This window comes from Nostoc sp. PCC 7524, from assembly GCF_000316645.1.
In the GTDB taxonomy this organism is placed as follows: Bacteria; Cyanobacteriota; Cyanobacteriia; order Cyanobacteriales; family Nostocaceae; genus Trichormus.
The window spans coordinates 2,665,764-2,692,280 of sequence record NC_019684.1; the positions used below are offsets into that span (position 1 = coordinate 2,665,764).

Below are 26,517 nucleotides of genomic sequence, written 5' to 3' on the forward strand. Positions count from 1 at the left end.
GTCTCTCTTTTCATTTATTTACTTGGGGACTGGGGATTGGGGATTGGGGACTGGGGATTGGGGATTGGGGACTGGGGATTGGGGATTGGGGATTGGGGACTGGGTAAAAGTTTTTCTCCTCTGCTCCTCTGCTCCTCTGCTCCTCTGCCTCCCCTGCCTCCCCTGCTCCCCTCACTCCCCTCACTCCCCTCACTCCCCTGCTCCCACAGCAGTAGGGCATAAATCAGCCAGTTCACAAGCCTCACAAGCCGGAGAACGGGCTTTACAGACGGCACGACCGTGATAAATTATCCGAATTGACCAATTTTCCCAATCTGGCTGGGGTAATAACTTCATCAAATCTTTTTCAATGTGAATGGGATCTGCGTACTTAGTTAAACCCAAGCGTTGGCTGAGGCGCTTAACGTGAGTATCTACTGTCACCCCCGCATTAATCCCGTAAGCATGAGCTAAAACCACATTTGCTGTTTTCCGTGCTACCCCAGGCAGTTTTAACAACTGTTCCATTGTGTTAGGAACTACAGAATCAAACTCACTGACAATCATCCTACAGGCAGCCTGAATATTTTTCGCCTTATTACGATAAAACCCGGTGGAACGCACCAAAGTTTCTAACTCTGCTAAGTCGGCATTCCCTAAACTTGCAGCATCAGGAAACCGACTAAATAAAACTGGTGTAACTTGATTCACTCGCTCATCTGTACACTGAGCTGAGAGAATAGTTGCCACCAGCAGCTGCACTGGAGTCGAATAGGTCAAAGAGCAAGTTGCATCTGGATAAAGTCGCTTCAGGCGAGTCAGAATTTCTAATGCCCGTTGCTGCTTTGATGGTGATTTGCGCTTGGTACTCACTGGAACAATTTTTGCACCCATTCCAACTGTGTAGTTAACTGGGTAGTTTCTTTCACAATCAGAAAAATTCCCAGTCCTAAGAGTAGCATTAAACCTGTTTGCATCACACCTTCTTGAATCCGATTAGGCAAGGGCTTACCCCGCAAACCTTCAATTAGTAAAAATGCTAGTTGTCCACCGTCTAAAGCTGGAAGAGGCAAAATATTGATGATTGCCAAGTTGATGCTAATTAAAGCCGCAAAAAAGAACAAACTACCTGTATCGTTTTGAGCAATGTTAGCTCCAATTTCCACAATTTTAATCGGGCCAGCAACTTGTCCAGCAGTTTCACCAAAGTTAGTAATTAGCTGTCCAAATCCTTTAAATGTCATGGTGACTATGCGCTGAAATTCAGCAGCACCAATACTAAAAGCTTGGACTGGATTAGTAACGGGACGGCGTTCAACTTTGCCGTTAGGTGCAAGCCCAATCCCAATACTGCCTCCTGTGGATTTGGCTTCAGGAACGACATTCACAGATAATGTTTTGTCCCCACGGGTAATTTCTAGTTGAATCTGCTGATTGGGACTACTTTTGATGATGTCTCTTAAACTATCTATTGCCTGTAGGGAAGTGCCAAATTTTTGTCCATTAGCTGCAATAATCACATCTCCGGCTTGCAGTCCAGCTGTGGTAGCTACATCACTCACCTCTGGTGCTAGCTGTTGAATAAGTACCCCTGGCTGGCTAGCTTGTCCGATGCCAATGAAGCTAACTTGAGCTACCAGTAGCATATAAGCAAAAATTAAATTGGCTATTACCCCGGCGCTAATAACGATCGCTCGATCTAAAATTGGCCGGTTACGCAGCAAATTCGGGTCATTGGGAGGAATATCGCTATCGGGATCATCATCAGGAAACCCCACAAAACCACCCAAGGGGAAAGCTCTGATAGCATACTCGGTTTCTGGGCCTTGGTACTTCCACAGAACAGGGCCAAACCCCAAAGAAAAACGGTTGACATGGATACCTTGAGAACGGGCGGCGATAAAATGCCCCAGTTCATGTACCAAGATTAATACAGCCAAGACTGCGATCGCTGCTAAAACTGACATAGAGCAAATTAGTCAAAATATTTGGATATATATTTTTATTGTAGTAGTTAGGGAACGGACGCACAGACTCAACCTATCTCCCAGGGTGAGATGATGCTTGGATTCAGCGTAGCGATTTCATTAACAATAGGACTGACAATATCCCCCAATGTTTTACCTTTGCCAGCAATAGATGCAGGGGGAGTGCGTCGTTTTTTCGGTGCTAAGGTTTCTTCTATGAAGGTAACAATGACACGAGCAGTATTAACTTGGGGTTGTTCCGATACCCATGTTACTTGACCATTTTCATAAATCGCTTCGTAACTTTTTAACATGGCAATCAGGGTTTTATTAACCTTTGGGCTTTCTTAAATTATAGTTGAGGCGATCGCTGGCATTGGGATTAAGCCAATTGAACTTAACTGAAGTATCCCATTACTCATAATGCGTCCCATCCGCAACACTTTTACCGTATTTTCGGATTCAATTACTTCATATACCAACCGATGCTGAATATGTATTCGTCGGGAGTATGCACCTTCTAAATCTCCCACTAACTTTTCGTAAGGTGGCGGATTCTGAAATGGGTTAGTTTGAATGATATCTAATAACTCTTGCGCCTTATCTCTTAAATTGCTAGCAGCTAGTTTCTTGGCATCTTTCTGAGCTTGTTTAGTATAAACTAAATCCCAATTCACCAATCTAACTGGCGATCGCACTCCTCAATCGGTGTTGCAAGTCCTTCGTGAATTGATTCTCGCATACCTGGAACTGAGAGAAGATAGAGGGTTTCCTGTACAGATGCCCAATCTGCTTCCGACAACAAAACTGCATTGCTACTTTTTCCTGCAATCACAATGGATTTATGTGACTGATTCACGGAATCAATTAAATCCTGTAACTGTTTTTGAGCTTCATTAATTGGAATCATCATCCTATATCCTTACTATTAAGCTCTACTACTCATCTCACATATTCTATTTTCTTTTACTTGTTCCCATTCTTGCTTAATTTTTGCCTGTTGCTTCATCTTCAAGGAAGATATCATACCCATCTTTAAATCAAAATAAACACAAATTAGCGGTGTATACCATGCTTTTTTTACACCACGATGGAGCTTATTAAATTCTCATTTTTTATTGCTAATTAACATATTTCTATAAAGTTATAGAAATGTGTAGAGACGCTCAATAAAACGCCTCTACTTATTCACCAGATATCTAATTACAAAGTTTCACGTCCCAAGAAAGGTTGCAACACTTCTGGTATCAACACTGTCCCATCCGGTTGCTGATAATTTTCCAAAATAGCCGCCATTGTGCGCCCCACAGCCAAACCAGAACCATTGAGAGTATGCACAAACTGAGTACCTTTCTTCCCAACTTCCTTGAACCGAATATCTGCCCGTCGCGCCTGGAAGTCTACAAAATTGGAACAACTAGAAATCTCCCGGTACTTGCCAGAAGAAGGTAGCCAAACCTCTAAATCATAGGTTTTAGTGGAAGAGAAACCCAAATCACCACTACATAAATTAATCACGCGGTAAGGTAACTTGAGAGCCTGTAAAATTGCTTCCGCATTTCCTACTAATTTTTCCAACTCATCAAAAGAGGTGCTGGGATGCACAAATTTCACCAACTCCACTTTATTGAATTGATGCAAGCGAATTAACCCCCGCATATCCCGCCCATAACTACCCGCCTCTCGACGGAAACAAGGAGTATAAGCACAGTGGTAGATAGGTAAATCTTCCGCCGCGAGAATCTCCCCCCGGTAAAGGTTTGTCACGGGTACTTCTGCTGTCGGAATTAGCCACAAATCATCATCAGCACATTTAAAACTTTCTTCCGCAAACTTGGGTAACTGGCCTGTCGCCGTCAAAGATTCGCTATTTACCAATATCGGCGGACTGACTTCTACATACCCGGCTTGGGTTTGCATAGTCAGCATCAAGTGAATTAATGCCCTTTCTAGGGCAGCACCAGCCCCGATTAAGTTGACAAAGCGACTTTGGGCAACTTTTACAGCTCGCTCTACATTGAGAATACCGAGCTTTTCGCCAATTTCCCAATGCGGCAGAATATTGGGATTCTGAGGTATGTACTCATCACCCCAACGGCGAACTTCTACGTTATCTTCTTCGCTTTTTCCCAAAGGTGTAGAATCACTAGGTATGTTGGGAATTGCGAGGATAAGTTGCTCAATTTCTGCCTTGAGTGCTTTTTCTTTGGGTTCTAGTTCACTCAATTGGGCTTTAACAGCGTTCCCCTCGTCCCGCAAACTTTGAATTTCTGGGTCTTGCGGATTGATACCAGATTTAATCTTCTGCCCAACCAGCTTACCAATTTCATTACTGCGAGCTTGCAGTTGGCTACGAGTCACTTCTATGTCCCGTTGCTGTCGATCTAACTGTAATATCGGTTCTATGTCGTATTTACCACTACGACTATTCAACCGTTCCTGAATTAGTTGGGAATTTTCCCGTATTTGCTTAATATCCAGCACAGATTTTTCTCAGTCTTTTGCCTACTTCCTGCCAACACATCAGCATATACTGATTTTGACTTGCTATGACAGGAAAAGCAAATACAAAAATTATATAAACAAGGGAGTAGGTAGTAGGGAGTGGGGAAGAATACTTGCCCGTCTCATTTTAGCTACTGTTGTCGGTTGATGCGATTGAGTAGCCAAAGCGAAGCCACCAAACCAGCAAAGTGAGCTGAGACAGTATTGGTGTTGGACTGTACTACTAGCATATCTAGACCACTAATGATTCTGGTGGGGTCAAAAAATTGAGTAGTAATAGCTTGGGGCGATATTGACCTCGCTACCAATGTACCAACGATCGCCTGCGCTCCCAAAAGTGTGACTAGCGTCCCGATTAAATTTATCCATAGTCCTAAACGTAAAACTTGTACTGTTTCCACTTTACGAGGGCGGTTGCTAGGGTTGGATGACATGAGTTGGTTGCCAATTCTGGTGTATCTGAAAGCTATATAAATACCCCCACATAAGATTAGTAGTCCACAAACTGCTAAAAAGACACCAAACCCAGTTCCAGGATTATTACTGGGACTGCCCGCTCTTTGACTAAAAATTGCAAATAGCAGCACAATAATACCAGAAACTACACCTAGCACTAACTGAATCCAAAAGCTAATCCAGCCTGTCAGGCGAAAAGTTTGGGCAATTGTTCGGAGATTAGAAGAAGACGATGGAGTATCGGAGTTTCGTGACATACTGATCACCAACGTGCCAGGCACTTGCTAGTTTTAATCATAATTAAATCCCGTAGGGTAGGGTATAGAAAATTAATCTTGGTGTTTTGCGTCAGTCCTGTCAAGCTCCAAAATTGAGTTTTGAGTATTTTTTTAATCTATCTACAGACTGTGACCCTAGCATTTTAAGTGTCTGAATTTTTGATGATTTGACTAGGATAGTTACTATTACACAAAGTCTTGATTAACTTTTACAGATTTACAGACAAAACGGCATTTTACCTGTAAAATTTTTTCGATGGCATCTTACGTTTAAGCAGTTCTAACCAGCTCGGCATTACTTGACACCAAGAGAGTGGCAAAACCACTGTCTTGATTGCTCCTCACAACACTAATTAGAGCTAGGGTAGGGGCGTATTATTTGGCGCTCCTAAGATTTTTACAGCTGTTCTGCGGCTTTATCCCGTAGGAAATCTTCCCATGTTGACACTTACTTAGGAAATTCTGCCTAAGTAGCACTATATACTTACCCAAATTGGAGTAGCACTATATACTGACTACAAAGATGTAGATTTCACCCTAAGCCATAATTTTAGCCATTCACTAACTATGAAACTTGAGGATATATATCAATTCTTTGAGAATCCTCCGCCAATTTATCTCTGCCAGGAACTAGCAATTTGTTACATTCTTGATGTTTTGCTACAAGGTGAATCCTACGGCACTGAGTTGATTCAGCAACTAGAAACTGAATATCCCACCTATCGCCTTTCAGATACTGTACTTTACAGTGCCATCAAATTTCTCGAAGACCATAGTGCTGTCACTGGGTATTGGAAGAAACTCGAAGGGCGAGGCCGTCCTCGGCGGATGTACCAGATTTCTCCAGAATGGCAAGGTCAAGCCCAGGATTTAGCACGGCTTTGGCAAAACTACATAAATCGGAGGACAAATTAACCAATAATTAATAATGAATAAATCACCTCCAGTTAACCAGTAACAATTAGCTATGGATACCGCTATTTTGCCATCCACGTTGCTGCTAACCTTGTTGTTATCGGTTGGGCTGTTCTTCTTTATTCGGGCTTCGACTAAAGACCGCACACAAACAGCACAACTGATATCTGAGCAAGATGAAGCCGTCTTTATGCCTAAATTGCAAGATTATTTTCAATCTCGGTCTTACCGAGTGGTAGGGATAGACAAAGCACACAACCAAGTAACTTTTGAAGGGTTTGTCAAACCTAGTATCTTTCTAGCTGTGTTTTTAACCCTACTAGCTGCTGTTGGTCTGGTTTGTCTTTCTTTAGTCCTATCGTTCCTTTTTCCCCAGTACAGCAATCTTTCTTTGGGGCTGTTGCTACTGTCGCCTTTGAGTGGTCTTTTTTATTGGCAGAAAGCTGGCAGACTGGAAAAGGTGTTTCTGAAGCTAGAACCAAACCTCAGCCAAAAGCAGCCATCTAGCAAAATTACTGTGACTGCCCATCGGGATGAAATTATTGAGTTGCAGAACGCCCTACAACTAAAAGGCGAATAATTTTTAGTGATTTTGATAATCTCGTGCCACAAAGATGCGGATTTAGGATGGAAGCTGAGTAAATAGATATTAGGCTATCAAGTATTTATTTTCCCTACGATAGAAAATCGTAGGGAAAAGCTTGAGGTGTTGAGAGAGCTTCCTGAGCAATCCACAGGATGAAAGCACAACGTAACTCTCGCTTTTGGACGCTTTGAACTCTATCCTGACTCCCTTGTGCATGATGAGACCAGAAATCAACCCAGATAAACTAAAAGTCACTGGCTGGAAGTTGATTGTCTAATTACTCGGTCTAGCTCTACTGGCAAATCAGTTACAAACTTAAAAAAATTGGAAACTTTGCATACACTGAGCATTTTTGCCAGTTAAATGGTTGTCAGAAGTTGCACTCAACACGGTAAGATATCCATTTGTGACTCAGCGACTGCCCACAGCCACCGGTTCTGAACCTGCGGGAGATTCGAGTATCCGCAGGCTCGGAAACAAGAAATGGTTCTCTTCTACGTATTGAGCGCCAAACAGCCCTTTCTCTGCCCAGAAATAGCGGTCTGTAGTGTGTTCGTTTCGCTTTACGAGTAGCAACGCTGGTGGCAAGATACCTTCAGCTTGAATGAATTTTCTGGCTGCTGTCACAGGTTTTTCTTCGCCGCTTTCGATGCTATATTGAGGCACGTGTTCTAAAATCCGCCGTCCTTCTTGGCGACGACGACTTTTTCTTTTACGTCTCCTTGCCAACCTATTTTCCTCCTCTTTCAAGCTATAGATTGTAGTGATAGCTACAAAATCCGTCGTAATTATATAAGTTCTAGTTCAAAAGATCAATAGTTTTTTAACTTTTGATACAAGGAAATTACTACTATTGACAGTAGATTAATCATAAAGTGAAGCAATAAAGAATTCCTTGGCGAAAACCATTACTAAAAAGATTTAGTTAAGCTTTATAAATGAGTGGGGAAAACAGAGTACCTTATTTAATTTTCCCTCATATTCCGTGATCCTGAGCAAGAGCTGAAAAATGTTAATGTCTGCCAGTTCAGATTTTGTGGCTCTGTGTAGAGAGCAAATCGCGCTACTTACCCAAGGGCTGGGAGCATCTTTAAGTGTGGTTTATTTAACCCAAGAATTGGTGGAGTCTCCTACAGGTGAAGCCAAATTGATTCCTGTGGTCGTTTATCCAGAGACAGCAGTAATCATGCCTGGGGATGAAATTATTGAGGCTACAACCAGGAAACAATTACAAGTAGGAAATGTGTTGATGCTACCTCAGCCGCAAGGAAGGTTATTAACACCAGCACCATCAACAGAAGCATCAGAGGCTGAACAACAGCATTTTCCAGAAGAATTTTTACTCAATGGACACCAATTTGTCTTTCCTCTACTCCATGAGGGTGTGATGATGGGATTATTGGTGACGGGTAGAGACGATCGCCCGTGGAATGAACAAGAACAAAGCCAAATTCAAAATATTGGGCAAACACTAGCGATCGCTTGTATTTTGGATCAGCGTCGCGCCTGGTTGCAACATCAACTACATCAACAGCAAATTTTGCAAGAACAGCAGCGAGATTTGTTAGATAACTTATTACATCAGTTTCGTAACCCGTTAACTGCCTTACGCACCTTTGGCAAGTTGTTATTAAAGCGACTGCGACCAGGAGATCCAAATCGAGATGTGGGAGAAAATATCGTGAGGGAGAGCGATCGCCTCAAAGAATTACTGCAAAAATTTGATGAGGTCATCGACTGGGTAGATGCAGATTCTGAACTACTTTCACTACCAAAAAATGAAATATTTGTAGAAGCAACTGTACAAAGAGAAGCGAAACCAGCATTATTATTACCCGGCACTGGAGAGCAAGAAATAGATTGCTCCTTAGCTGATTTATTAGCCCCACTATTAGTATCTGCTCAAGCGATCGCTCAAGAGAAAAATCTGGAATTGATTGCAGATATTCCCCGAAATTTACCTTTAGTAAAAGCAAATATTAAAGCTTTACAAGAGGTATTGAGTAATATCATGGATAATGCCATTAAATATACACCCCCAGGTGGCAATATTTACATACAATTAGGACGAGAAAAAGCTAATTTACAAGGCATTGCTATTAGTGATACTGGCCCTGGAATTCCCCCAGAAGATTTAGCCCATCTTGGTGAGAGACATTACCGGGGAGTACAAGCGCAAACAGAAATTCCCGGCACAGGTTTAGGAATCGCGATCGCTAAACAATTAATTGAGCAAATGCAAGGTGAAATCGAAGTTTTCAGCCCTGCAATTAATTGGGCGATCGCTTCACCTGATGCGCCGGGAACAACTGTGATTATTTGGTTGCCTATTAGTCAATAGTCATTAGTTATTGGGTTAATGATTGAGAAGTATAGTTGATCGTAGTTTAAAAAACCAATTCTTTACACCAATCACCCTATCTTATCTATTAACTATCTCAATGAAACTTGTAAATTCTGATTAATAGTCATTTGTAAGTCGGTGTCTGGGTCGATAGCGATTAAATCAACGCTATTTCTGCCAAAGAATAAGCCAATTAAACCACCAATAGCAGCACCGCCTAAAACTTCTTCCGTGGCAACGGCGCGATCGCCTGTAACCGCAGATACAGCAGCAGCAGCACCTGCACCTAAAACAGTATTCTTGAGAATTGTACCGGTGCTAGTACCTTTTCTAACGGTTTCTGTTTTGGTAATGACCTCAGAAGTGGCGCTGATGTCGTACTCTTGACCTGTAGTTAAAACCAGTTTGTTAGCAACGAATTGAGAACCACCCTGTGCAGGTCTGAGTTGACCGATTACTTGACTACCAGCCGGAACAACTACAGCACCTTCTTGGGTGATGACATTTTGTTCTACTGTAAGTGTCAAGGGTGCTGTTTCATCTTTTGTCACCAGGATTTTTTCTGCCTTGTCGTACTTCACTGGGATAACTGTTCCTTGAGGAATTGTTACCGCTATAGGTGTAGGGGTTGTGGTTTGAAGAGCCACGATATAGGGAGAGTTAATAGCTGAGGCTTGATTGGAACTAACTAATGCTTGGTAGATAAAAGCTGCTACCTGGGCGCGGGTAGCAGTGGCGGTGGGATTTAAAAACCTGACATTGGGGTAATTAACGACGATTTTTTGCTCTGTGGCGGCAGCGATGGGGCTACGAGCATAACCAGCTATATTATTGGCATCGTTGAAATATTGCAGAGTGCTTTCAACGTTAGCACCGGGATTATATTGTAGTCCGTTGGCGAGGGAAACTAAAACTTGCTGTCGGGGAATGGCTTGGTTTGGTTCAAAGCGGTTGCCGGGATAACCTGACAAGAAACCGATGGTATAGGCTTGCTGAATCGCACTATATCCCCAATAGTTGGTAGGTACGTCTACAAATCTAATAGCTTGCCGTTGTGGTGCTTTTTGGAAAGCTTTATTGACCATTGCGGCAAATTGAGCGCGAGTTACTGGTTCTTCTGGGCGGAAACTACCATCAGGAAACCCAGCAATGACACCACGTTGTGATAATTCTCGAATAAAAGGTGCTGCCCAATAGTTAGATGAAACATCAAAAAAGGTATTTTGAGCAAAGGATGGAGCAGCTACAACAAAAGGTGCGACAGTTCCTGCTGTGACACTTAAAGCCATGAGTGCAGCTGTGCCAGATTGCCAACGATTTAAATTAAACATATACTTTATTGCCTCACACAATTATTTGTTTTCTTGTTAAATCCTTAGACAAAAATATACAATAAAAAGTTTCTACTATATCTATATTGTGGGAAATATTTTTTACGCAAGTATGTCAGACAAAATGAGTATTTATATTATGAAAAATCTGCAATAAGTAATAGAATATTTGCTGATATCAAAGCTGTAAGGTTAATGAAAGAGGTCTAAGGATGTTGGGCTGTTATTTTTGAATAATTAATTGGGCAAAAATTAAGCGATCGCCTACTTACTCTGAGAATAGCGATCGCTGATGGGGGATAATGAATTTCACAACTAAAATTCAGTACGGGTTACTAGCGGATTAAATCCACATTCAAGTTAGTATTTAGTGATAGTCTTAAGTCTTGTTCTGGTCTAATCACGAAGACTTCAGCTTCTTTCCTCCGTAGTAATATGCTAGCTAAAGCACCAGCAGCAGCACCACCGACAGGTTCTAAAATCTCAATTCTGCGATTACCTGTAATCAGTGAAATTGCAGCTGCTGCACCAGCACCAATCGCTGCATCTGTTAATACTTTGCTAGAATCGTTTTTGCTAATTTTCTCGGTTTGAGTGAATGTCTGAGAGTTAGCGTTAATTGTTTGCCTTCTGCCAGAAGCATAAACTAATTCTCTGGCGACAAACCGGACACCTCTGATATTATTTTGATCGTTTCTGTCTGTGGAAAATCTGCCGTCAAAATATACTGGTTCTAGTTGTCCAACAACTTCAGTACCAGCAGGAATCAACACATTTCTATTCCGATCAATGATATTGTTAGCAATTCTCAAGGTTAGCGGTAAGGTTTCTCCACGAGTAACAACGATTTTTTCCTTATCGTATCTAACAGGAAAATTCACCCCAGCCGGGATAATAGTTGTTCTACTTTGCCCAATATTATATTGAGCATGAGCAGCAGGGGCAAAGGCAATCATCGGAGTGATAGCACCTGTAGTCACTGTGATTGCCATGAGTGCGGCGGCTCCAGATTGGCAATAATTCCGATAGTTCATAAATAGCTATGGTATTCATACTGTGATATCTATCAATGACGAGGACTTACTGAGATTGTTTCTGAGTGTTTTGCAACCTGTGCATAAGCATTGTTCCCCACATTGAGGCTTTGAGGGGCAGATGTAGGTTTTTTACGTTCTGCCCAGAAAACCCTGGCTTTAAGGTGTAGGGGATGAAATAATTTAATTTCTGGTAGTTCCTAATCTTTGGAATTCCACAAGTGGAGGAGAGATTTTCACTATGTTTTGATGTTGAGCAAATTGAATTTTCATTTATAGAGAGTAAAAATAATTTGTCTCACCAGAAAAATTCACTCATCAATAATGTAAATTTTTGTAAATTTGCGGTCTTCTAGACTAGAAAGCTGATAAACACCTAGCTAAACTATCAAAGAGTGCATCTGTACTGCTAGTTAAAAAAATGTAGATGTGGCGATATAGCCTGAATGATCCCAGTACAACTTATCCTCAAAAACTTTCTGAGTTACCGTGATGCGACTGTAGATTTTCGGGGTTTGCACACGGCTTGTATTTGTGGTGCTAATGGAGCGGGTAAATCATCCCTGCTCGAAGCAATTACATGGGCAGTTTGGGGTGAAAGCCGAGCTGCTGCTGAAGACGATGTGATTCATTCTGGTGCTAAAGAAGTTAGGGTTGATTTCACTTTCCAAAACAACCAACAAACATATCGCATCATCCGCACTAGAGTTCGGGGTGCGGCTGGGGTTTTAGAATTTCAAATTGAAACGCCCTCTGGGTTTCGTCCCCTGACTGCTAAGGGAGTCCGAGCCACCCAGGAATTGATTTTAGAATACATTAAGATAGATTACGATACTTTTATTAATTCTGCTTATTTGCGTCAAGGACGTGCAGATGAATTCATGCTCAAACGTCCTAGCGAAAGGAAAGAGATTTTAGCAGAGTTACTCAAGCTCAATCAATATGATCAATTAGAGGAAAGAGCTAAAGAATTATCGCGGCAATGTAAAGCTAGAGCCGAAGAACTAGAGCGTTCTTTGGAGTCGATTAAAACTCAGTTACAACAACGCCAGACAACTCAAGCTCAACGGGCAGAATTAGAAGCTGAAATTAACAAACTACAACAAATACAAGCTTTCGACAATATTCAACTGCAAAGTTTGCAAGTTGTCCAACATCAACGTACAAATTGGGAACAACAGCTGAACTTTGTCAGGCAGCAATATCAAAATTTAACTCAAGATTGCGATCGCCTACAACAAGAGCAAGGAGCATTACAAAGTCAAATTGCCCAATTAACAGCCTTACTCAACCAAGAAACGGAGATAAAAAACGGCTACGCCCATTATCAAAATCTGCAATCGGAAGAAGAAGCCTTCGCCCTGAAATTTGAACAACATACTCAAGCTACGGCACTCCGGCAACAAAAACAGCAACAACTCACTAAACAAATTCACGAGTTAGAAAGGCAACTACAACAAGTTCAAGGACAACTGGCAGCTTTACAACAGCAAGAGCAAGAAATTCACCAAACCCTGGCTAAATCCGGGGAAATTGAATCTGCCTTAGCCCAACTCGCCGCCGCCCGTCGTCATCTAGCTCATTTAGATGAACTACAGATGCAAGTTGCGCCTTTATTGCAGCAACGACAAAATTTACAAAGTCATTTAGATCGGGTTCATGCTGGGTTGGTAGCGCGACTAGAACAGCTACAAGCTACAGAAAACCAACTCAAACGAGCTTCGCAACGCCAACCCCAACTGCAACAAGCAGTGATGGAAGTCGCAATGCAGATTGATCAAATGGAGAAGGATCGGGTTTATCTGCAACGAGTTCAGGAAAAAGGACAAGAAAGACGACACTTTATAGAACGTCTGCAAGCTCAACACCGGGAATATGAAAGATTATTGGGAGAGTTAGAGCAGAAATTGCAAATGCTGCGTCATCCCGATGCTATCTGTCCATTATGTGAACGCCCTTTGGATGAACATCATTGGAATCGGGTAGTAGACAAAACCAAAGATGAGTACAAAGAGACTGAGGGGCAGTTGTGGGTATTTCGGGAACAAATGGCGGTTTCAGATAGAGAAATTCAACTATTGAGGCAAGAATACCGGGAAATAGCCCAGAAATTGCAAGTTTATGACACCTTAAGAGAGCAAAGAGGACAATTAGCCGCGCAATTACAATCTACCAGTGACGCAGAACAACAGTTACAGCAATTAGCTGCCGAAAGACAACATCTAGAGCGATCGCTCCAAGCTGGTGATTACGCCTCAGCCCAACAAGCCGAACTCCGACAATTAGAACAATATCTGCAACAACTGAATTACAATGAGCAAGACCATGCTCTGGCGCGAAGCGAAGTAGAAAGGTGGCGGTGGGCAGAAATTAAACAAGGGCAAATCAAAGACGCGGCTAAACGTCAAGCCCAACTAGCAGCCCGTAAACCAGAATTACAAGCCCAAATCACTCAATTACAAACGAGAATCCAGCAAGAGCAAATAGACTCTGACTGTGCCAGACAAATCAAGGCTTTGGAGGCGCAAATCAACGAAATTGGCTATAGTTCTGAGCAGCACAACAACCTCCGCACTGCCCTCCGTCAAGCCCAATCTTGGCAATTACGCTATCAGCAATTGGTATCAGCCCAACAACAATATCCCCAACTCCAAGGGCGATTACAAGATTTAGCAACATCTAGAACCGCCAGATTGCAAGAGCGTGAACAACTAGCTACCCAAATTACCAGCATTGAGCAACAGTTAGCTGCATCTGCCAATCCCATTGAGCAGATTCAAGCTTTAGAGCAACAAATAGCCACCCGCAGACGACAACTTGATGAATGTATCAGTCAGTTGGGGCGTTTAGAACAGTTGGTACTGCAACTAGAAAATCTGCAAACTCAGTATGAGGAACAGCAGCAACAACTGCAATCATGCAAACGACAACATCGAGTATATCAGGAATTAACGCAAGCGTTTGGTAAAAATGGCATCCAAGCTTTGATGATTGAGAATGTGTTACCTCAATTAGAAGCGGAGACAAATCAATTACTTTCCCGACTGAGTGGGAATCAGTTACACGTACAATTTATTACCCAAAAGGCAGGACGACACGGCAAATCTACCAAGAAAAATGCCAAATTAATTGACACCTTAGATATTTTAATTGCCGATGCCAGAGGCACACGCGCCTATGAGACGTACTCTGGTGGGGAAGCATTTAGAATTAACTTTGCAATTCGGTTAGCCTTGGCGAAATTATTAGCACAAAGAGCTGGAGCAGCATTGCAATTATTGATTGTAGATGAAGGTTTTGGGACACAGGACGCGGAAGGATGCGATCGCCTGATTGCTGCTATTAATGCGATCGCCAATGATTTTGCCTGCATCCTCACCGTCACCCATATGCCCCACCTCAAGGAAGCTTTCCAAGCCAGAATCGAGGTGAATAAAAATCAACAAGGTTCTCAAGTTCGGTTGTTAACTTGAGGGGATTGGGGATTGGGTAAAAATTCTACCTTGTCTCCCCTCACTCCCACCCTACGGGAAGCAAGCTACATCTTCCCCCACTCCCCTCACTCCCACCCTACGGGAAGCAAGCTACATCTTCCCCTGCTCCCCCACTCCCCCACTCCCTACGCCCCACTCCCTACTCCCCACTCCTAGAAATACTGCACTCTCGCATCTACACCATTGGAGCGTAACATTCTGGATCTTTGCTCGGCAAAGGAGCGATCGCTAAATGCGCCAGCATTGACATAATTGCCTAAATTGGATCTAGCGACAAAAGCATTGGGTACATAACGTAGCACCTGATTGAGAGTATTGGGATTGGTAATTGGCACTACTACCACATAGCGATTATTGCCAAACTGATTAGAACGATTATCTACAGGAATAGGATTGCTAAAGTTATTGAAATTATTGACAGCGATGGGAGTATTAACGCTATTAAAGTCTAATGCTTGCCATGTTTGCCAATCAACCCTCCCCGTTGGGTTGATTTGATAGGCTTGCTGGAAACTAGCTACAGATGCTCTAGTATATTCGTCAAAGTAGCCGTCTATACTACCATCAAAATAGCCCAACTCTGTTAAACGCTGTTGCACTGCTCTGACATTTTCACCTCTGTCGCCGACAAACAGAACATCTCTACTGAGCTGATTAGGGGATCTAGTTTGCCTGACTCTACGTACTGCCTCTAATATTTGTAAATCAGCAATGCCATCAGCCGCTAGTCTGTTATCTCGCTGAAATTGGATGATAGCATTACGGGTGATATTACCGACAGTACCAGTAGGGTTGGTATTAAAATATCCTAAATCCCGCAGTCGTTGCTGCAATTCTCTGACTTGTGAGGACGACAGACTGTTTCTATTTGGTGTTGAAGAAATACCCTCTAGGGCATTCCACGTTTGACGATTCACAACCCCCGTCGCCGAAAGTCCGGCTCGGCGTTGAAAGGCTATGACAGCATCTCTAGTCAGACCTCTAAAATTGCCCGTAGGTGTAGCATTAAAATATCCCAACTGCCGTAAACGCTGTTGCAGTCTAGTGACAGCTTGTCCACGACTACCTTCAGACAGAACAGGATATTCACCACCAACATTACCTCCATTCACAGCATTACTGATGGCTTGTGCAGTTCTAGAACCAACAACACCATCAGCCGTGATTCCCGAAGCTCGTTGAAAGCGGATAACTGCTTGCTGAGTCTCTGAGCCAAAATAGCCAGTGTTAGGGCCATTAAAATAACGCAACTGCTGCAAATTCCGTTGTAGTTGGGAAACAGCCGCGCCTCTACTACCAAACTGTAATCCGACGCTAGTGTTTCTACTGCCAACTCCAACCTGACAAGCTCTTTGGATAGCTGTTTGTGTACCGCTACCAACTACACCATCAGGCGTTAATCTATTGGCTCGCTGGAAACCAATCACCGCCCTTTGTGTCAAAGTAGCAAATTTACCTGTGACTGGGCCGTTAAAAAAACCTAATCTTTTTAAACACCTTTGAATATTTGCAACTTCAGCCCCACTACTGCCTACTTTCTGAAGTGCTAATGCTTCTTCAGCAATGTTTAAAATCCCTATAGTGAGCGCCACTGATAAAAAACGCATGGCGGCAACACTAGACAATTTCCGCCATTGTAAAAATTGCCAGTTAATCTGGAGCGGAACAAATTCAATGCTTTCAGACGCTTCGTAGACTGAGGCTAGATGCACATAACTAATGGTGTCCATAATTTTCTTGCTACTTTTTGAGTGATAAAAATTCTCTTGTCTGGAATTTGATGTACTAAAAGAGTTCAACCATCGCGGAAACTTTGGGAAAAAACTCCAATTCAGTTAAATTCCAGCAGAGAAGCAAAGAAATTTGGATGCTAGGCGATCATTGACAGGGAAACTGAAAATATACTGCTATTGTCTGATATCAATAGAATAGGCAATAGGAAAGAAGGGAGTAGAGGTGTATTGAGTGTTTTATGCGTTAGCGCAGGCTACACCAACACGAATCAAATAGGAGTCCTATATTAAGTAAGTTGCATTGAATGTTGCAAATATAACTTATATCAAAATATACCACTTTTCTAGGGTGATAATCATAACTATTGACTATTAACTTTCTAATTAACAAAATTTAGGGGTTTAAGTCCCCGACTTCTATCAAGCCCAAGTGTTGTGGTGGGGTCTAAATCCCCTTCATAACACGGAAAAAGCGAATTGCGAATTGCGAATTGCGAATTGCGAATTGCGAATTGCGAATTGGTTTAATCATTCACTCTCACGTCCAATATTACCTGCTCTTACCCAACCTTCTTGTTGGCTAGTTTCGGTGCGAATTTTCACCCAGCTTTTATCTTGGTTTTCTTGCAAAACGATAATTTTTTCGTTAAAACCAACACCGCCCACACGTTGAGCATCTTGAGTGGGTTCAGCCCGTAAGCTTAAGCCTTGATTCCAGGTGACACGTCCTCGGTAGGCTCCTGGCGGTAATGCTTCTGATGTAGCTGTGGGAGAAGGGGAGGGTGAGGGAGATGTGGTTGGACTAGGTGAAGTTGTAGATTGAGGCGTGGGTGTAGGTGGATTTTGTCCGTCAGTTTTTTGGGGAGTTGGGGCTTTTACGGCAGGACTATCATTAGCATAAATCGGTCTGGCAGGTGGGATTGCTGTTCTATTAATGAAATAGAGTGCTACAGCAACACCGCTACCAACTAAAACCGCGATCGCTAATAAAAATCCCAATATAAATTTAAGTAAACCAGAAAGCATATTTATATCCTCATCACCATTAATGGTCATTAGTCAATAGTCCATATTAATCATTAACTGTGAATTATGGACTATTGACCTTGAATTCGCTAATTGTTGCCACTGTATGGGGGTATGTTAGCGGAGCTTACCGAAAGTATCGCTTAAAGGACTTTGTTTGGAAGCTAGACGCGCTCTCCCCGCAGCTGCCCATTCTTGCAGTTTTTGAATTTGCTCAACAGCTGTTCTAGCTAGGGGAATAATCTGACTGGCTGATTCCAAAATATCATCAGTGGTAAAATCTCGGTTTTGACTAAATCCAATGTGCATTGCTTCAATTAACGTTTGCTCAATCTCGGCTCCAGAAAAATCTGGTGTTTCGTATGCTAACCGCTCAATGTCATAATTTTTCAAATTGTGGGGGCGCAGTCGGGATAAATGTACATTAAAAATGGCTTTTCTTTCTTCTTGAGTAGGTAAGCCAACAAAGAAAATCTCATCAAACCTGCCTTTACGCAGCATTTCTGGCGGTAAGGCTTGGATGTCGTTGGCGGTAGCCACCACAAACACAGGGGAGGTTTTTTCTGCTAGCCAGGTGATAAATGTCCCAAATACCCGGCTGGTTGTTCCTGCGTCACCTTTGCTACCAAGCCCCGAAAAGGCTTTGTCTATTTCGTCAATCCACAACACACAAGGGGCTAGGGCTTCCGCCACTTGGATCATTTGGCGGGTGCGAGATTCTGATTCACCGACTAAACCTGCAAATAACCGTCCTACATCTAACCGTAGTAGAGGTAAATGCCAATGATGAGCGATCGCTTTGGCGGTTAATGATTTACCTGTTCCCTGAATCCCTACTAATAATAAGCCTCTAGGATGGGGTAAACCATACTGACGCGCCCGTTCAGTAAATGAACCACCGCGCCGCAATAGCCAATCTTTCAAGTTATCTAGTCCACCAATATCAGAAATTTGCTCTGTGGCGGGGTAAAAGTCGAGGATTTGGGTTTGGCGGATAGTTTGGCGTTTTTCCTCTAAAACTAAATCTACGTCTTCCGGTTGTAATTCCCCGTGGGTAGCGATCGCTCTGGCTAAAACTCGGCGTATCCGTTCCATTGATAACCCTTGGCAAGAACGCACCAAATCATCTATAACTTTCCCTGACAGAGAATTACCAGTGGCTTGTAATAAGCGTTCTACCTCTGTTTTAATTTCGTTACCGGCGGGTAAAGGAAACTCGACAACCGTTAAGACTTCGGTTAAATCATCAGGAATCGCAATGCGGGGCGATAACAAGACAATATTCTTAGGTTGCGACTTCAACAGTCGCGCTAGGTTGCGGAGTTTGCGAGCGATCGCCACATCATCTAAAAACCGATGATAGTCTCGTAAAATTAAAATGGCTGGGGCTGAGGCTGATAATTTTTCCACAAATTCCAAAGCTTGCAGAGGGTTACGCCGTCCAAATCCCTCATCATTGGGGTTTCCTTGGTAGCCATCCACAAAATCCCAAGTATATACAGGGCGATTACCTTGATTGTTAGCTTCTTCTCGAATCGCTGTTTCTACCCGTTCCTCTTCATAGGTGGGAATATAAATTAATGGGTAGCGAGCGCGTAGTAGCAGTTTAAACTCTTCACGAAAGTTCATAGCTGTTGTAATAATGTATTTGCCCAAGTTGCATCAGTTTCTGGAAGGGGTGGAACTGGCTCCTGTGTATAATCTATAGCTAAATCAAATCCGGCGCGATCGTATACACCATCTATTAATACTTTTAAATCTATTATTGGTTCTGTATCACCCCGACGTAAGGGTAACAAAAAAGTGGGAATTTGTTCTTGCAACTCAAAAGGATATAATTCTGCTTTGGGGCGGTATTCACTACGACTCACCAAAATTCGATAGTTTGATGTAATCGGCATTCCCACAATAGGCATAGGTTCACCACTGCGTAATAAGTCAATTTCTACTAGATTAGTGAAGCTACCTAATATTTGCTGACGTTTGCTTTCGTATGCTTTTCTTCCCTCACCAGGACGTTTATTTTTAGGTGAAAGTACCTCAATTGTTGTTACAACTTCCCCTGTTCCCACTTCTCGCACTTGTAGATAGCTTTCCCTAACTTCTTCTGGTATGGGAACGTTAACAGTCACAGGTTTTGCTGGTGGTGAAGCTACAGCAAGTGTAGATTGTTCCTTTTCGGAATTCGTCAGAGAACGTCCAACAACTACATCAGGAATACCAACTAAAACAGAATTTTCATCTGTCATTTGATATACGCGTTTTTCTACTGCTACACGGTATTTTGGTCGCAGTTGAGGAGCGATTTCATCTGCGATCGCAATTATTAATCTACTGTGAACTTCTGGCCAGAGTTCTGGATTTTCCAGGTAGGGGTTCATCCCCGGAAACGGTGAGGGCATGGGTTGGTCATGATAGAGTGCTTAAGGCTAATGCTAGCAATCTGTTAATTCTATGACTACTGCACAAACTTGGTATATTGTCAAGCAAAATACAGGTAATTGTGAAATCGTCCCCAGCGAGCAAGTTGGGGACGATGGTGTAAATATTATTGAACAGTGGGGGCCTTTTAGTTCGCCAGAGGAAGCGATCGCCCGCCGCATCGGATTAATTAGGGCTGGCAAGTGCCAACCCCAGTAAATTTATAATTGGGTGTTTTGATTTGTGTCTGCCGTTGGTGTTCTTTGGGCAGCAATTTGTTTACCCAAGACTTCCAAAGCTTTAGCGAATTGGGGATCTGCTGATGTGCCGATTTTGTCCCGTTCACGTAGCCATAATTCTTGACGTTGAGCATCCGTCAACTCTACTTTGACATCTGGATCTACACCATGCTTGTTAATATCTTTCCCACTGGGGGTATGATACTTAGCAATTGTGACTGCCAAACCTGAACCATCTTCTAGTGGACGTACAGATTGTACTAAGCCTTTACCAAAGGTTTGCGTACCTACTAAGACAGCACGTTTATTATCTTGCAACGCACCTGAGAGAATTTCACTGGCACTAGCTGAACCTTTATCGATCAGGATGACTAAGGGTTTGTTCGTCAAAGCACGCCCATTAGCTACTTCTCGTTCTTGTTCTCCTTTGCGGTCAATGGTAGAAACAATGGTGCCTTTATCTAGCCACATCCGCGCAATTTCCACACTGGCGAATAACAAACCGCCAGGATTACCGCGCAAATCCATTATGTAGCCATCTACTTGCTGTTTTTCTAAATTTCTAATGGCTTGCTGCATTTCTTTGGCAGCGTTGGCACTAAATTGATTTAACCGGATGTAGCCAACTTTGCCTACAGGAGTTTGCTGTTGGGAAAAACGTACGGGATGGATTTCAATCCGCGCCCGTGTGATTTTAAATTCTTTTTGTTGACCGTTGCGCTGGATAGTCAAGACTACTTTTGACCCAGGTTCACCTCGGATTAAGGATACCGCTTGGTTGGTATCCATTCCCTTAGTGCTTTTGCCGTCTATTTTGAGGATGACATCCTTAGAAAGAATGCCTGCCTTAAATGCAGGTGTATCTTCAATGGGGGCAATTACTACCAGTTGCTTGGTTTTTTCATCTTGGCTGATGGTGATACCGATACCTGTGAGTTCTCCAGAGGTATCAACCTGCATATTCTTGAATTCTTGCGGATCCATAAACCGGGTATATGGGTCTTCTAGCTTTTTCAGCATTTCCCGTATGGACTTGTAAGCTTCTTCCTGACTACTGTAGGTCTTGTTTAGGTACTCCTTACGTACAGCTACCCAGTCAACCTGATTGAAAGTTCCGTCTACATATTGGCGCTGCACGATTTGCCAAACTTCGTCTACCAATTCCTTGGGACTAGCTTTGAATAACGCCTGACCGCGAGAGTGAATGCCAAGGCTAGTAACTGCGATCGTGGAGAGTGTTACTGCCGTAGCACCCAAAACAAGCCTACTTTTTGTAATCACCATAATGACAGCTGCGTCAGAGGGAAAAATTTATAGTCAGTATGCTCAATCTAACACAGGGTAAACTGTAACGACCGAGATGTATTTCTAACTTCATCAAAATAATCTATAATCCGGCGACCTAGCTGTTTGCTGTTTACAAAAAGTTTATTAATTGGGGATTGGGGACTGGGGATTGGGGATTGGGGATTGGGGATTGGGGATTGGGGACTGGGGACTGGGGATGGGGCATGAAGAATAAATTCTCCCTCATCCTGCTCATCCTCCTCATCTCCCCTTACTCCCTTATCTCCTCCTGCTTCCTTTAAGGATCTACCCAACGTCCATCTGCTTTGATTAAATTAATCAACTCTTCTACGCCTTGATCCTCTGGCACTTTTTTGATTTCTTCTCTGCCACGATATAAGGAGATGTAGCCTGGGGTTTTGCCTACATAACCATAGTCAGCATCAGCCATTTCTCCGGGGCCATTGACTATGCAACCCATGACAGCAATGTCTAAGCCGGTTAAATGTTTTGTGGCTTCCCTGACTTTATGTAAGACTTCCTCTAGGTTGAATAAGGTGCGTCCACAGGAAGGACAAGCTACGTATTCCACCATTGTTTTCCGCAAACCTAATGCTTGGAGGATGCTGTAACAAACGGGAATTTCTTTTTCTGGTGCTTCTGTTAGAGAGACGCGGATTGTATCACCGATACCATCAGCTAGTAAGGTGGCAATCCCGGCTGTAGATTTAATCCTTCCGTATTCGCCATCACCAGCTTCTGTCACACCTAAATGTAGGGGGTAATCCATCCCTAATTCATCCATGCGCTTCGCCATGAGGCGATAGGCAGCTACCATCACTGGAACTCGTGAGGCTTTCATGGAAATGACCAAGTTACGGAAGTCTAGAGATTCACAGATGCGAATAAACTCTAAGGCAGACTCTACCATGCCTTCTGGGGTGTCGCCGTAGGTGAACAGCATTCTTTCCGCTAGAGAACCGTGATTTACACCGATTCGCATGGCTTTACCTTGATCGCGCAGGGAAACTACTAAAGGTTCTAGAGTTCCGCGGATTTTTTCGCCGATTTCGTTAAATTCGGCTGGGGTATATTCGGTTCTGTTAGCGTTTGGTTTTTCAAACACATATAACCCTGGATTAATTCTCACTTTCTCAATGTGCTTGGCAACTTCCAGGGCGATTTTCATGCCATTGTGATGCACGTCGGCAACAATTGGCACATCTTGGTAAGTTTTAATGAGTTTTTGCTTAATTTCTGCTAACGCTACGGCATGAGCAATACTAGGCACTGTGACACGGACAATTTCACAGCCAATTTCGTGCAACCGACGAATAGCGGCTACAGAACCATCAATGTCTAGGGTGTCTTCATTAATCATTGACTGCACGACTACAGGGTAGCCGCCGCCGATGGTGACATTTCCCACCTTTACCGGACGGGTTTTACGGCGTTTGATGGTGGTATCAAATATGGGTTGATTTGCTGTGGTAGCGGATGTTGCGGGAGTCGGCAGAGTTTGCATAACCTTATTAGGGAGATTTGCTGTAGCTAAAATATCAAAATTCATGAGCCTCTGTCTCTCAGATTGCCATAGGACGGGCTTTTTTGAACCATTCGATCTGAAAAATATATGAATAGCGATCGCTCTATCTATAAAGATAAATGGCGATCGCTCTTTGATGAATACTACGGTGATGCGTTGCTGGTAATCCTTGTCTTTGTTGTCTCCTTCCCTACCTTCTTGATTTGGTGAGCAGCAAACCCACGCCAATAAAAAACACGGTAGCTAAAACACTCAATAATAAAGATGCGTCAAAGGGATGGGGTTGGTTATCAGGAGATATGGCTGCTAGGAGTTGACTGATTTTGTCGATGTGTTGGACGATTACGCCAGAAACAATTGCGCCGCTACCAAAGCCGATACCGAATATTTGAACTGTGCGTTCTAGGGAGCGATCGCTCTCTGCTTGTTCTATTTCCACTATGCCACGAATTGAGTCTATCGCTTTACTTAATAATTCTGAACCGTGGCGAAAATAACCTACATCACCATTGATTTATCGTTGGAAATATGTACAACTCTGGAACGTGCTGATAATTAGCTAATTGGCTCTTGCTCCCCTTCCCTACAAGGGAAGGGGTTGGGGGTTAGGTTTGAGAGAAAGTTGCACACGGCGTTACACTACATTTTTTGTCAAGGATTAACTTTAGACTAACGGTAACAATCAACCTTCCTCAATTTGGATTAAGAACTTGAAATTCCTGGGAGTTTAATGACACCACAATATTTTCCATCTCCACTTGGATGAGCCAACGGTTGGTTGATTGTCCATCTGCAAGCGACTCCCGCCCACAAACTACGCCAACCTTTCCGGCTACATATGCTGGACGTAGAATTAAAACTTTGTCTCCGACTTGAATACTTTTTGGAATATGCAACAGATCTCCTACCAATCCTAATTCTAAAAGAGTGGAGTTATACAAGTAAAACTAGGTATGTTTTCTCATCTTTATTTTAATCAAAATTGGGTTTTTTAATAATCTTCTCTTAACCAAAGTGTATATTCATTTCTTGACTTTCTCATTTTGCCACTTTTACCATCCTCCTGACTGTTGCGAGCTAGAAGAGAACGATATTAGCGTATAGTGAAGAGCGTAGTTGTGAACTTAGGGTGGCAATGCTGAAGTTTTACTACAATCCCATTTCTATCAATGCGCGTCGTGTTTGGGTGGCATTACTGGAAAAACAAATTCCCTTTGAGCCATGTCTAGTAAGTCTAGATGGGGATCAGTTTCAAGAAAACTTCACGGCCATTAATCCCCTCCAGCGTGTCCCTGTGATAGTGGATGAGGTATTGCGCGTGGTGGAATCTCTGGCGATTTTAGATTATTTAGAAGCGAAGTATCCCACGCCATCCTTGATGCCTAGTGAGCCGCAAGCGATCGCTACAATTCGTATGGTAGAAATGATTACACTCAATGAGTTGCAACCTGCTACTATGCTATTAACTCGGCAATTAGTCGAGTTGGACACCGATACTCAAAAGTTAGAGTTTGCCCAACAGCGCATAGCGGCAGCTGTACAGTTTTACGAAAATCTTTTAGGAGAACAAACTTACTTTGCTGGCGAAGATTTCACCCTAGCAGAAGTGGTTGCTGGGACATTAATTCCTTCTTTGCCCATGTTTGGCTTCTCCTTTGAGACGTACCCCCGTTTATTAGCATGGGCAGAACGACTAGAAGCACGGGAAAGTTGGCAAAACACTACTCCCAGCATGGAAGCTGTGATGGCTGCTATCCCCAACATCAAGGCAATTATCGAACGCCGGACTTGATGATATTTTACTCATGAGCAAGTTTCTCGCAGTAAGGCTCGAAATCCCGCTTGTTGAAAATGCTCATTAGCTGTGAGAGCTTCCGTAATTCCACAGAATTGCATCACAATAAAGGATACACAATCAACAAATCCCCACTCTTTGTCAGGGCTTTCACAGTATAACTGGAAAGCTCTTTCATATAATTCCTGAGATAAAGGAACAATTTCTACCTTGGGATCAACGGCTAGAGAATTTAACAGCATGATCGCCTCATAACGATGAGGTTTTTGACACAGGATATTACCTATTTCCAGCATCACTGTCTGTGTCGTAATCAGGCGTGTATCGGCTGTTTCTAACAACTTAGCCAAGTGTACAGCTCGTTGATGCAAATGATCTTGGGGTGCAGCTAAAGCAATTGCAAATGAGGTATCAAGAAACACTTCAGGTTTCATGCAGAATTCCCTGACCGTAAAAATACTTGTCAATGTTAGCAGACAAATCTGGCGGACTCGTCAATTGCAGCGATCGCGCCGTTGCTAAAAACGATACTGTTTCTTGAGCATCAGGTGGTAAAACTTCTATAGTTAAACGTACACGGGTATTAACTGGTAAGGCGATCGCTCCTGTAGGATAAAATGCTTTGCCATCAAACACAGCCGTAATTACTTTTTCTCCCATATTTTTTTCAAAAACGCTTCATATCTATACTATGCGGTTGTTTTAGATTCTTTCTTGGAGATGTCTATTGATCATCAGGTTCAACACCAAGCGATCGCAATTGTGCTATTAGTCTTTCAGCACGTTGTCTTTCCTGTTCAGCACGTTGTCTTTCTTGTTCGGCACGTTGTCTTTCCTGTTCAGCGCGTTGTCTTTCTTGTTCTACAGCAGTTGACACCCAGTTGCCGCTCCTGTCATACCAACGTAACCAAGGCTGTTCGACATCTTGATAGCTACCCTGCCAAACACCCAACCCCAACCCAATTTCTGGTATCCAAAAGCGTGGTTCAGTGAGTTTTATTTCCGAATAACTACCGCCATCTAATTTAAACATCCTAAATTCATATTGATAGCGGTCAAAGATAGCGTAGTAGGGAATTCGCAAACTTTGTTCATACACTTCCCATTTTCCTGGAGGTTGTTCAACATCCCGCAATTTTGTTTGTCCCAAATCTTCTTGTTCAGTACCAGGAGATAGCAATTCCACCACAATAAAAGGATTAACGCCTTCTTGCCAAACTACATAACTTAAACGCAAATTCCGTTGTTCGTAGAGACGGGAAACACCCATAACGGCAAACCAATCTGGTCGTTTATACCACAGAGGATGGCGTGGATCGTAGTAAAGATTTAAATCACTAGCAGTAAATATCTGTTCACTGGGGTAATTTGGCGGACGAAAAGTTTCGTCTAATAGGCGCGGTTGCAACAAATGAAACTGATCTGGCAAACCAGGTTCCTCTGGATCTTCACTCTTGAGATCATACATCGTGGGTAATACTTCTTTTGGGGGAAGTGGCGGGTCAGTTTGATACATGGTGCAGCAGTCCTGACTATTAGACTCTTATATTATGACTGGGGATTGGGGACTGGGGACTGGGG

General features: G+C 42.9%; 29 protein-coding genes. 7 read left to right on the forward strand and 22 right to left on the reverse strand.

What is annotated here, in order from left to right; genetic code table 11:
* Positions 1-189: 189 nt before the first annotated feature.
* The 7 genes from nth to NOS7524_RS10600 form a co-directional block, all read right to left on the reverse strand.
* Positions 190-873, reverse strand: coding sequence for an endonuclease III (nth, locus tag NOS7524_RS10570; protein ID WP_015138474.1), 684 nt, complete (start codon positions 871-873; stop codon positions 190-192).
* Positions 849-1,946: an RIP metalloprotease RseP gene (gene rseP, locus NOS7524_RS10575; protein ID WP_015138475.1), complete on the reverse strand. Its 1,098-nt coding sequence runs from the start codon at positions 1,944-1,946 to the stop codon at positions 849-851. The genes nth and rseP overlap by 25 nt, the downstream gene beginning before the upstream one ends.
* 68 nt (positions 1,947-2,014) lie before the next feature.
* Positions 2,015-2,260: a hypothetical protein gene (locus tag NOS7524_RS10580; protein ID WP_015138476.1), complete on the reverse strand. Its 246-nt coding sequence runs from the start codon at positions 2,258-2,260 to the stop codon at positions 2,015-2,017.
* A gap of 33 nt (positions 2,261-2,293) precedes the next feature.
* A complete protein-coding gene (locus NOS7524_RS10585; RefSeq protein ID WP_235622420.1) occupies positions 2,294-2,644 on the reverse strand; it encodes a Txe/YoeB family addiction module toxin in 351 nt (116 codons plus the stop codon).
* On the reverse strand, positions 2,620-2,859 hold the full coding sequence (locus tag NOS7524_RS10590; RefSeq protein WP_015138478.1) for a type II toxin-antitoxin system Phd/YefM family antitoxin: 240 nt from the start codon (positions 2,857-2,859) through the stop codon (positions 2,620-2,622). The genes NOS7524_RS10585 and NOS7524_RS10590 overlap by 25 nt, the downstream gene beginning before the upstream one ends.
* A gap of 290 nt (positions 2,860-3,149) precedes the next feature.
* Complete coding sequence (gene serS / locus NOS7524_RS10595; RefSeq protein ID WP_015138479.1) at positions 3,150-4,430, reverse strand: serine--tRNA ligase; 1,281 nt, start codon at positions 4,428-4,430, stop codon at positions 3,150-3,152.
* A 152-nt stretch (positions 4,431-4,582) separates the two neighbouring features.
* Positions 4,583-5,164, reverse strand: coding sequence for a DUF3611 family protein (locus tag NOS7524_RS10600; protein ID WP_015138480.1), 582 nt, complete (start codon positions 5,162-5,164; stop codon positions 4,583-4,585).
* A 588-nt stretch (positions 5,165-5,752) separates the two neighbouring features.
* Between NOS7524_RS10600 and NOS7524_RS10605 the strand changes: the two genes are divergently transcribed.
* Positions 5,753-6,100, forward strand: coding sequence for a PadR family transcriptional regulator (locus NOS7524_RS10605; protein WP_015138481.1), 348 nt, complete (start codon positions 5,753-5,755; stop codon positions 6,098-6,100).
* Positions 6,101-6,152: 52 nt separating this feature from the next.
* Positions 6,153-6,680 carry a cofactor assembly of complex C subunit B gene (locus tag NOS7524_RS10610; protein ID WP_015138482.1) on the forward strand — a complete coding sequence of 176 codons (528 nt, stop codon included), beginning with the start codon at positions 6,153-6,155 and terminating at the stop codon, positions 6,678-6,680.
* 417 nt (positions 6,681-7,097) lie between these two features.
* On the opposite strand, the gene NOS7524_RS10615 is transcribed toward NOS7524_RS10610, so the two are convergent.
* On the reverse strand, positions 7,098-7,415 hold the full coding sequence (locus tag NOS7524_RS10615) for a DUF3155 domain-containing protein (RefSeq protein WP_015138483.1): 318 nt from the start codon (positions 7,413-7,415) through the stop codon (positions 7,098-7,100).
* Positions 7,416-7,695: 280 nt separating this feature from the next.
* Between NOS7524_RS10615 and NOS7524_RS10620 the strand changes: the two genes are divergently transcribed.
* Positions 7,696-9,027 carry a sensor histidine kinase gene (locus NOS7524_RS10620; protein WP_015138484.1) on the forward strand — a complete coding sequence of 444 codons (1,332 nt, stop codon included), beginning with the start codon at positions 7,696-7,698 and terminating at the stop codon, positions 9,025-9,027.
* A 92-nt stretch (positions 9,028-9,119) separates the two neighbouring features.
* On the opposite strand, the gene NOS7524_RS10625 is transcribed toward NOS7524_RS10620, so the two are convergent.
* Positions 9,120-10,361 carry an S-layer homology domain-containing protein gene (locus NOS7524_RS10625; RefSeq protein ID WP_015138485.1) on the reverse strand — a complete coding sequence of 414 codons (1,242 nt, stop codon included), beginning with the start codon at positions 10,359-10,361 and terminating at the stop codon, positions 9,120-9,122.
* 335 nt (positions 10,362-10,696) lie between these two features.
* Positions 10,697-11,395, reverse strand: coding sequence for a hypothetical protein (locus NOS7524_RS10630; RefSeq protein ID WP_015138486.1), 699 nt, complete (start codon positions 11,393-11,395; stop codon positions 10,697-10,699).
* Positions 11,396-11,841: 446 nt separating this feature from the next.
* Between NOS7524_RS10630 and sbcC the strand changes: the two genes are divergently transcribed.
* Positions 11,842-14,868, forward strand: a complete 3,027-nt coding sequence (sbcC, locus tag NOS7524_RS10635) for an exonuclease subunit SbcC (RefSeq protein ID WP_015138487.1) — start codon at positions 11,842-11,844, stop codon at positions 14,866-14,868.
* Positions 14,869-15,041: 173 nt separating this feature from the next.
* Here sbcC and NOS7524_RS10640 read toward each other — a convergent pair whose 3' ends face one another.
* From NOS7524_RS10640 to NOS7524_RS10655, 4 genes are all read right to left on the reverse strand, one after another.
* Complete coding sequence (locus tag NOS7524_RS10640; protein ID WP_015138488.1) at positions 15,042-16,619, reverse strand: peptidoglycan-binding domain-containing protein; 1,578 nt, start codon at positions 16,617-16,619, stop codon at positions 15,042-15,044.
* Between the two features lie 531 nt (positions 16,620-17,150).
* Entirely contained in the window at positions 17,151-17,678 is a 528-nt protein-coding gene (locus NOS7524_RS10645) for an SH3 domain-containing protein (protein ID WP_015138489.1), read from the reverse strand.
* Positions 17,679-17,765: 87 nt separating this feature from the next.
* Positions 17,766-19,277 carry an AAA family ATPase gene (locus NOS7524_RS10650; protein ID WP_015138490.1) on the reverse strand — a complete coding sequence of 504 codons (1,512 nt, stop codon included), beginning with the start codon at positions 19,275-19,277 and terminating at the stop codon, positions 17,766-17,768.
* Positions 19,274-20,050 carry a DUF4058 family protein gene (locus tag NOS7524_RS10655; protein ID WP_015138491.1) on the reverse strand — a complete coding sequence of 259 codons (777 nt, stop codon included), beginning with the start codon at positions 20,048-20,050 and terminating at the stop codon, positions 19,274-19,276. Before NOS7524_RS10655 ends, NOS7524_RS10650 begins: the two co-directional genes overlap by 4 nt.
* Positions 20,051-20,102: 52 nt before the next feature.
* Between NOS7524_RS10655 and NOS7524_RS10660 the strand changes: the two genes are divergently transcribed.
* Positions 20,103-20,288 (forward strand): DDE transposase family protein, encoded by a 186-nt coding sequence (locus NOS7524_RS10660; protein WP_015138492.1) that lies wholly within the window; start codon positions 20,103-20,105, stop codon positions 20,286-20,288.
* Positions 20,289-20,290: 2 nt separating this feature from the next.
* On the opposite strand, the gene ctpC is transcribed toward NOS7524_RS10660, so the two are convergent.
* The 3 genes from ctpC to ispG are packed head-to-tail and all read right to left on the reverse strand — an operon-like array spanning position 20,291 to position 23,120.
* Complete coding sequence (ctpC, locus tag NOS7524_RS10665; protein WP_015138493.1) at positions 20,291-21,592, reverse strand: carboxyl-terminal processing protease CtpC; 1,302 nt, start codon at positions 21,590-21,592, stop codon at positions 20,291-20,293.
* Positions 21,593-21,639: 47 nt separating this feature from the next.
* Positions 21,640-21,909, reverse strand: a complete 270-nt coding sequence (locus tag NOS7524_RS29380; RefSeq protein WP_041555272.1) for a hypothetical protein — start codon at positions 21,907-21,909, stop codon at positions 21,640-21,642.
* The gene (gene ispG, locus NOS7524_RS10675) at positions 21,894-23,120 is read right to left on the reverse strand and encodes a (E)-4-hydroxy-3-methylbut-2-enyl-diphosphate synthase (protein WP_041555687.1); all 1,227 of its coding nucleotides are present in this window, start codon (positions 23,118-23,120) and stop codon (positions 21,894-21,896) included. Before ispG ends, NOS7524_RS29380 begins: the two co-directional genes overlap by 16 nt.
* Positions 23,121-23,228: 108 nt before the next feature.
* Between ispG and NOS7524_RS30940 the strand changes: the two genes are divergently transcribed.
* The gene (locus tag NOS7524_RS30940; protein WP_268741992.1) at positions 23,229-23,351 is read left to right on the forward strand and encodes a hypothetical protein; all 123 of its coding nucleotides are present in this window, start codon (positions 23,229-23,231) and stop codon (positions 23,349-23,351) included.
* On the opposite strand, the gene NOS7524_RS10680 is transcribed toward NOS7524_RS30940, so the two are convergent.
* Together NOS7524_RS10680 and NOS7524_RS10685 are read right to left on the reverse strand one after the other, a co-directional pair.
* Entirely contained in the window at positions 23,332-23,580 is a 249-nt protein-coding gene (locus NOS7524_RS10680) for a hypothetical protein (RefSeq protein ID WP_041555273.1), read from the reverse strand. The genes NOS7524_RS30940 and NOS7524_RS10680 overlap by 20 nt on opposite strands.
* Positions 23,581-23,833: 253 nt before the next feature.
* Positions 23,834-24,052 (reverse strand): hypothetical protein, encoded by a 219-nt coding sequence (locus NOS7524_RS10685; RefSeq protein ID WP_235622421.1) that lies wholly within the window; start codon positions 24,050-24,052, stop codon positions 23,834-23,836.
* A 224-nt stretch (positions 24,053-24,276) separates the two neighbouring features.
* On the opposite strand from NOS7524_RS10685, the gene NOS7524_RS10690 reads away from it, so the two are divergent.
* Complete coding sequence (locus tag NOS7524_RS10690; RefSeq protein WP_015138495.1) at positions 24,277-24,933, forward strand: glutathione S-transferase family protein; 657 nt, start codon at positions 24,277-24,279, stop codon at positions 24,931-24,933.
* Positions 24,934-24,944: 11 nt separating this feature from the next.
* On the opposite strand, the gene NOS7524_RS10695 is transcribed toward NOS7524_RS10690, so the two are convergent.
* The 3 genes from NOS7524_RS10695 to NOS7524_RS10705 all read right to left on the reverse strand — a co-directional run bounded on the left by NOS7524_RS10695 (position 24,945) and on the right by NOS7524_RS10705 (position 26,452).
* Positions 24,945-25,370, reverse strand: coding sequence for a type II toxin-antitoxin system VapC family toxin (locus tag NOS7524_RS10695; protein WP_015138496.1), 426 nt, complete (start codon positions 25,368-25,370; stop codon positions 24,945-24,947).
* Positions 25,360-25,596, reverse strand: coding sequence for a hypothetical protein (locus NOS7524_RS10700; protein WP_015138497.1), 237 nt, complete (start codon positions 25,594-25,596; stop codon positions 25,360-25,362). The genes NOS7524_RS10695 and NOS7524_RS10700 overlap by 11 nt, the downstream gene beginning before the upstream one ends.
* 64 nt (positions 25,597-25,660) lie before the next feature.
* Positions 25,661-26,452: a Uma2 family endonuclease gene (locus NOS7524_RS10705; RefSeq protein WP_015138498.1), complete on the reverse strand. Its 792-nt coding sequence runs from the start codon at positions 26,450-26,452 to the stop codon at positions 25,661-25,663.
* Positions 26,453-26,517 lie beyond the last annotated feature (65 nt).

Excerpts from the sequence above, each read along its gene's own strand:
- NOS7524_RS10700 (WP_015138497.1), bottom strand. The coding sequence starts at position 25,596 with ATGGGAGAAAAAGTAATTACGGCTGTGTTTGATGGCAAAGCATTTTAT.
- NOS7524_RS10645 (WP_015138489.1), bottom strand. The coding sequence starts at position 17,678 with ATGACCATTAATGGTGATGAGGATATAAATATGCTTTCTGGTTTACTT.
- sbcC (WP_015138487.1), top strand. The coding sequence starts at position 11,842 with ATGATCCCAGTACAACTTATCCTCAAAAACTTTCTGAGTTACCGTGAT.
- NOS7524_RS10600 (WP_015138480.1), bottom strand. The coding sequence starts at position 5,164 with ATGTCACGAAACTCCGATACTCCATCGTCTTCTTCTAATCTCCGAACA.
- NOS7524_RS10695 (WP_015138496.1), bottom strand. The coding sequence starts at position 25,370 with ATGAAACCTGAAGTGTTTCTTGATACCTCATTTGCAATTGCTTTAGCT.
- NOS7524_RS10580 (WP_015138476.1), bottom strand. The coding sequence starts at position 2,260 with ATGTTAAAAAGTTACGAAGCGATTTATGAAAATGGTCAAGTAACATGG.
- NOS7524_RS30940 (WP_268741992.1), top strand. The coding sequence starts at position 23,229 with ATGAATAGCGATCGCTCTATCTATAAAGATAAATGGCGATCGCTCTTT.
- NOS7524_RS10650 (WP_015138490.1), bottom strand. The coding sequence starts at position 19,277 with ATGAACTTTCGTGAAGAGTTTAAACTGCTACTACGCGCTCGCTACCCA.
- NOS7524_RS10630 (WP_015138486.1), bottom strand. The coding sequence starts at position 11,395 with ATGAACTATCGGAATTATTGCCAATCTGGAGCCGCCGCACTCATGGCA.
- NOS7524_RS10705 (WP_015138498.1), bottom strand. The coding sequence starts at position 26,452 with ATGTATCAAACTGACCCGCCACTTCCCCCAAAAGAAGTATTACCCACG.
- NOS7524_RS10625 (WP_015138485.1), bottom strand. The coding sequence starts at position 10,361 with ATGTTTAATTTAAATCGTTGGCAATCTGGCACAGCTGCACTCATGGCT.
- rseP (WP_015138475.1), bottom strand. The coding sequence starts at position 1,946 with ATGTCAGTTTTAGCAGCGATCGCAGTCTTGGCTGTATTAATCTTGGTA.
- NOS7524_RS10605 (WP_015138481.1), top strand. The coding sequence starts at position 5,753 with ATGAAACTTGAGGATATATATCAATTCTTTGAGAATCCTCCGCCAATT.
- NOS7524_RS10660 (WP_015138492.1), top strand. The coding sequence starts at position 20,103 with ATGACTACTGCACAAACTTGGTATATTGTCAAGCAAAATACAGGTAAT.
- nth (WP_015138474.1), bottom strand. The coding sequence starts at position 873 with ATGGGTGCAAAAATTGTTCCAGTGAGTACCAAGCGCAAATCACCATCA.
- NOS7524_RS10590 (WP_015138478.1), bottom strand. The coding sequence starts at position 2,859 with ATGATGATTCCAATTAATGAAGCTCAAAAACAGTTACAGGATTTAATT.
- NOS7524_RS10655 (WP_015138491.1), bottom strand. The coding sequence starts at position 20,050 with ATGCCCTCACCGTTTCCGGGGATGAACCCCTACCTGGAAAATCCAGAA.
- NOS7524_RS10640 (WP_015138488.1), bottom strand. The coding sequence starts at position 16,619 with ATGGACACCATTAGTTATGTGCATCTAGCCTCAGTCTACGAAGCGTCT.
- ctpC (WP_015138493.1), bottom strand. The coding sequence starts at position 21,592 with ATGGTGATTACAAAAAGTAGGCTTGTTTTGGGTGCTACGGCAGTAACA.
- NOS7524_RS10620 (WP_015138484.1), top strand. The coding sequence starts at position 7,696 with ATGTTAATGTCTGCCAGTTCAGATTTTGTGGCTCTGTGTAGAGAGCAA.
- NOS7524_RS10610 (WP_015138482.1), top strand. The coding sequence starts at position 6,153 with ATGGATACCGCTATTTTGCCATCCACGTTGCTGCTAACCTTGTTGTTA.
- ispG (WP_041555687.1), bottom strand. The coding sequence starts at position 23,120 with ATGCAAACTCTGCCGACTCCCGCAACATCCGCTACCACAGCAAATCAA.
- NOS7524_RS10690 (WP_015138495.1), top strand. The coding sequence starts at position 24,277 with ATGCTGAAGTTTTACTACAATCCCATTTCTATCAATGCGCGTCGTGTT.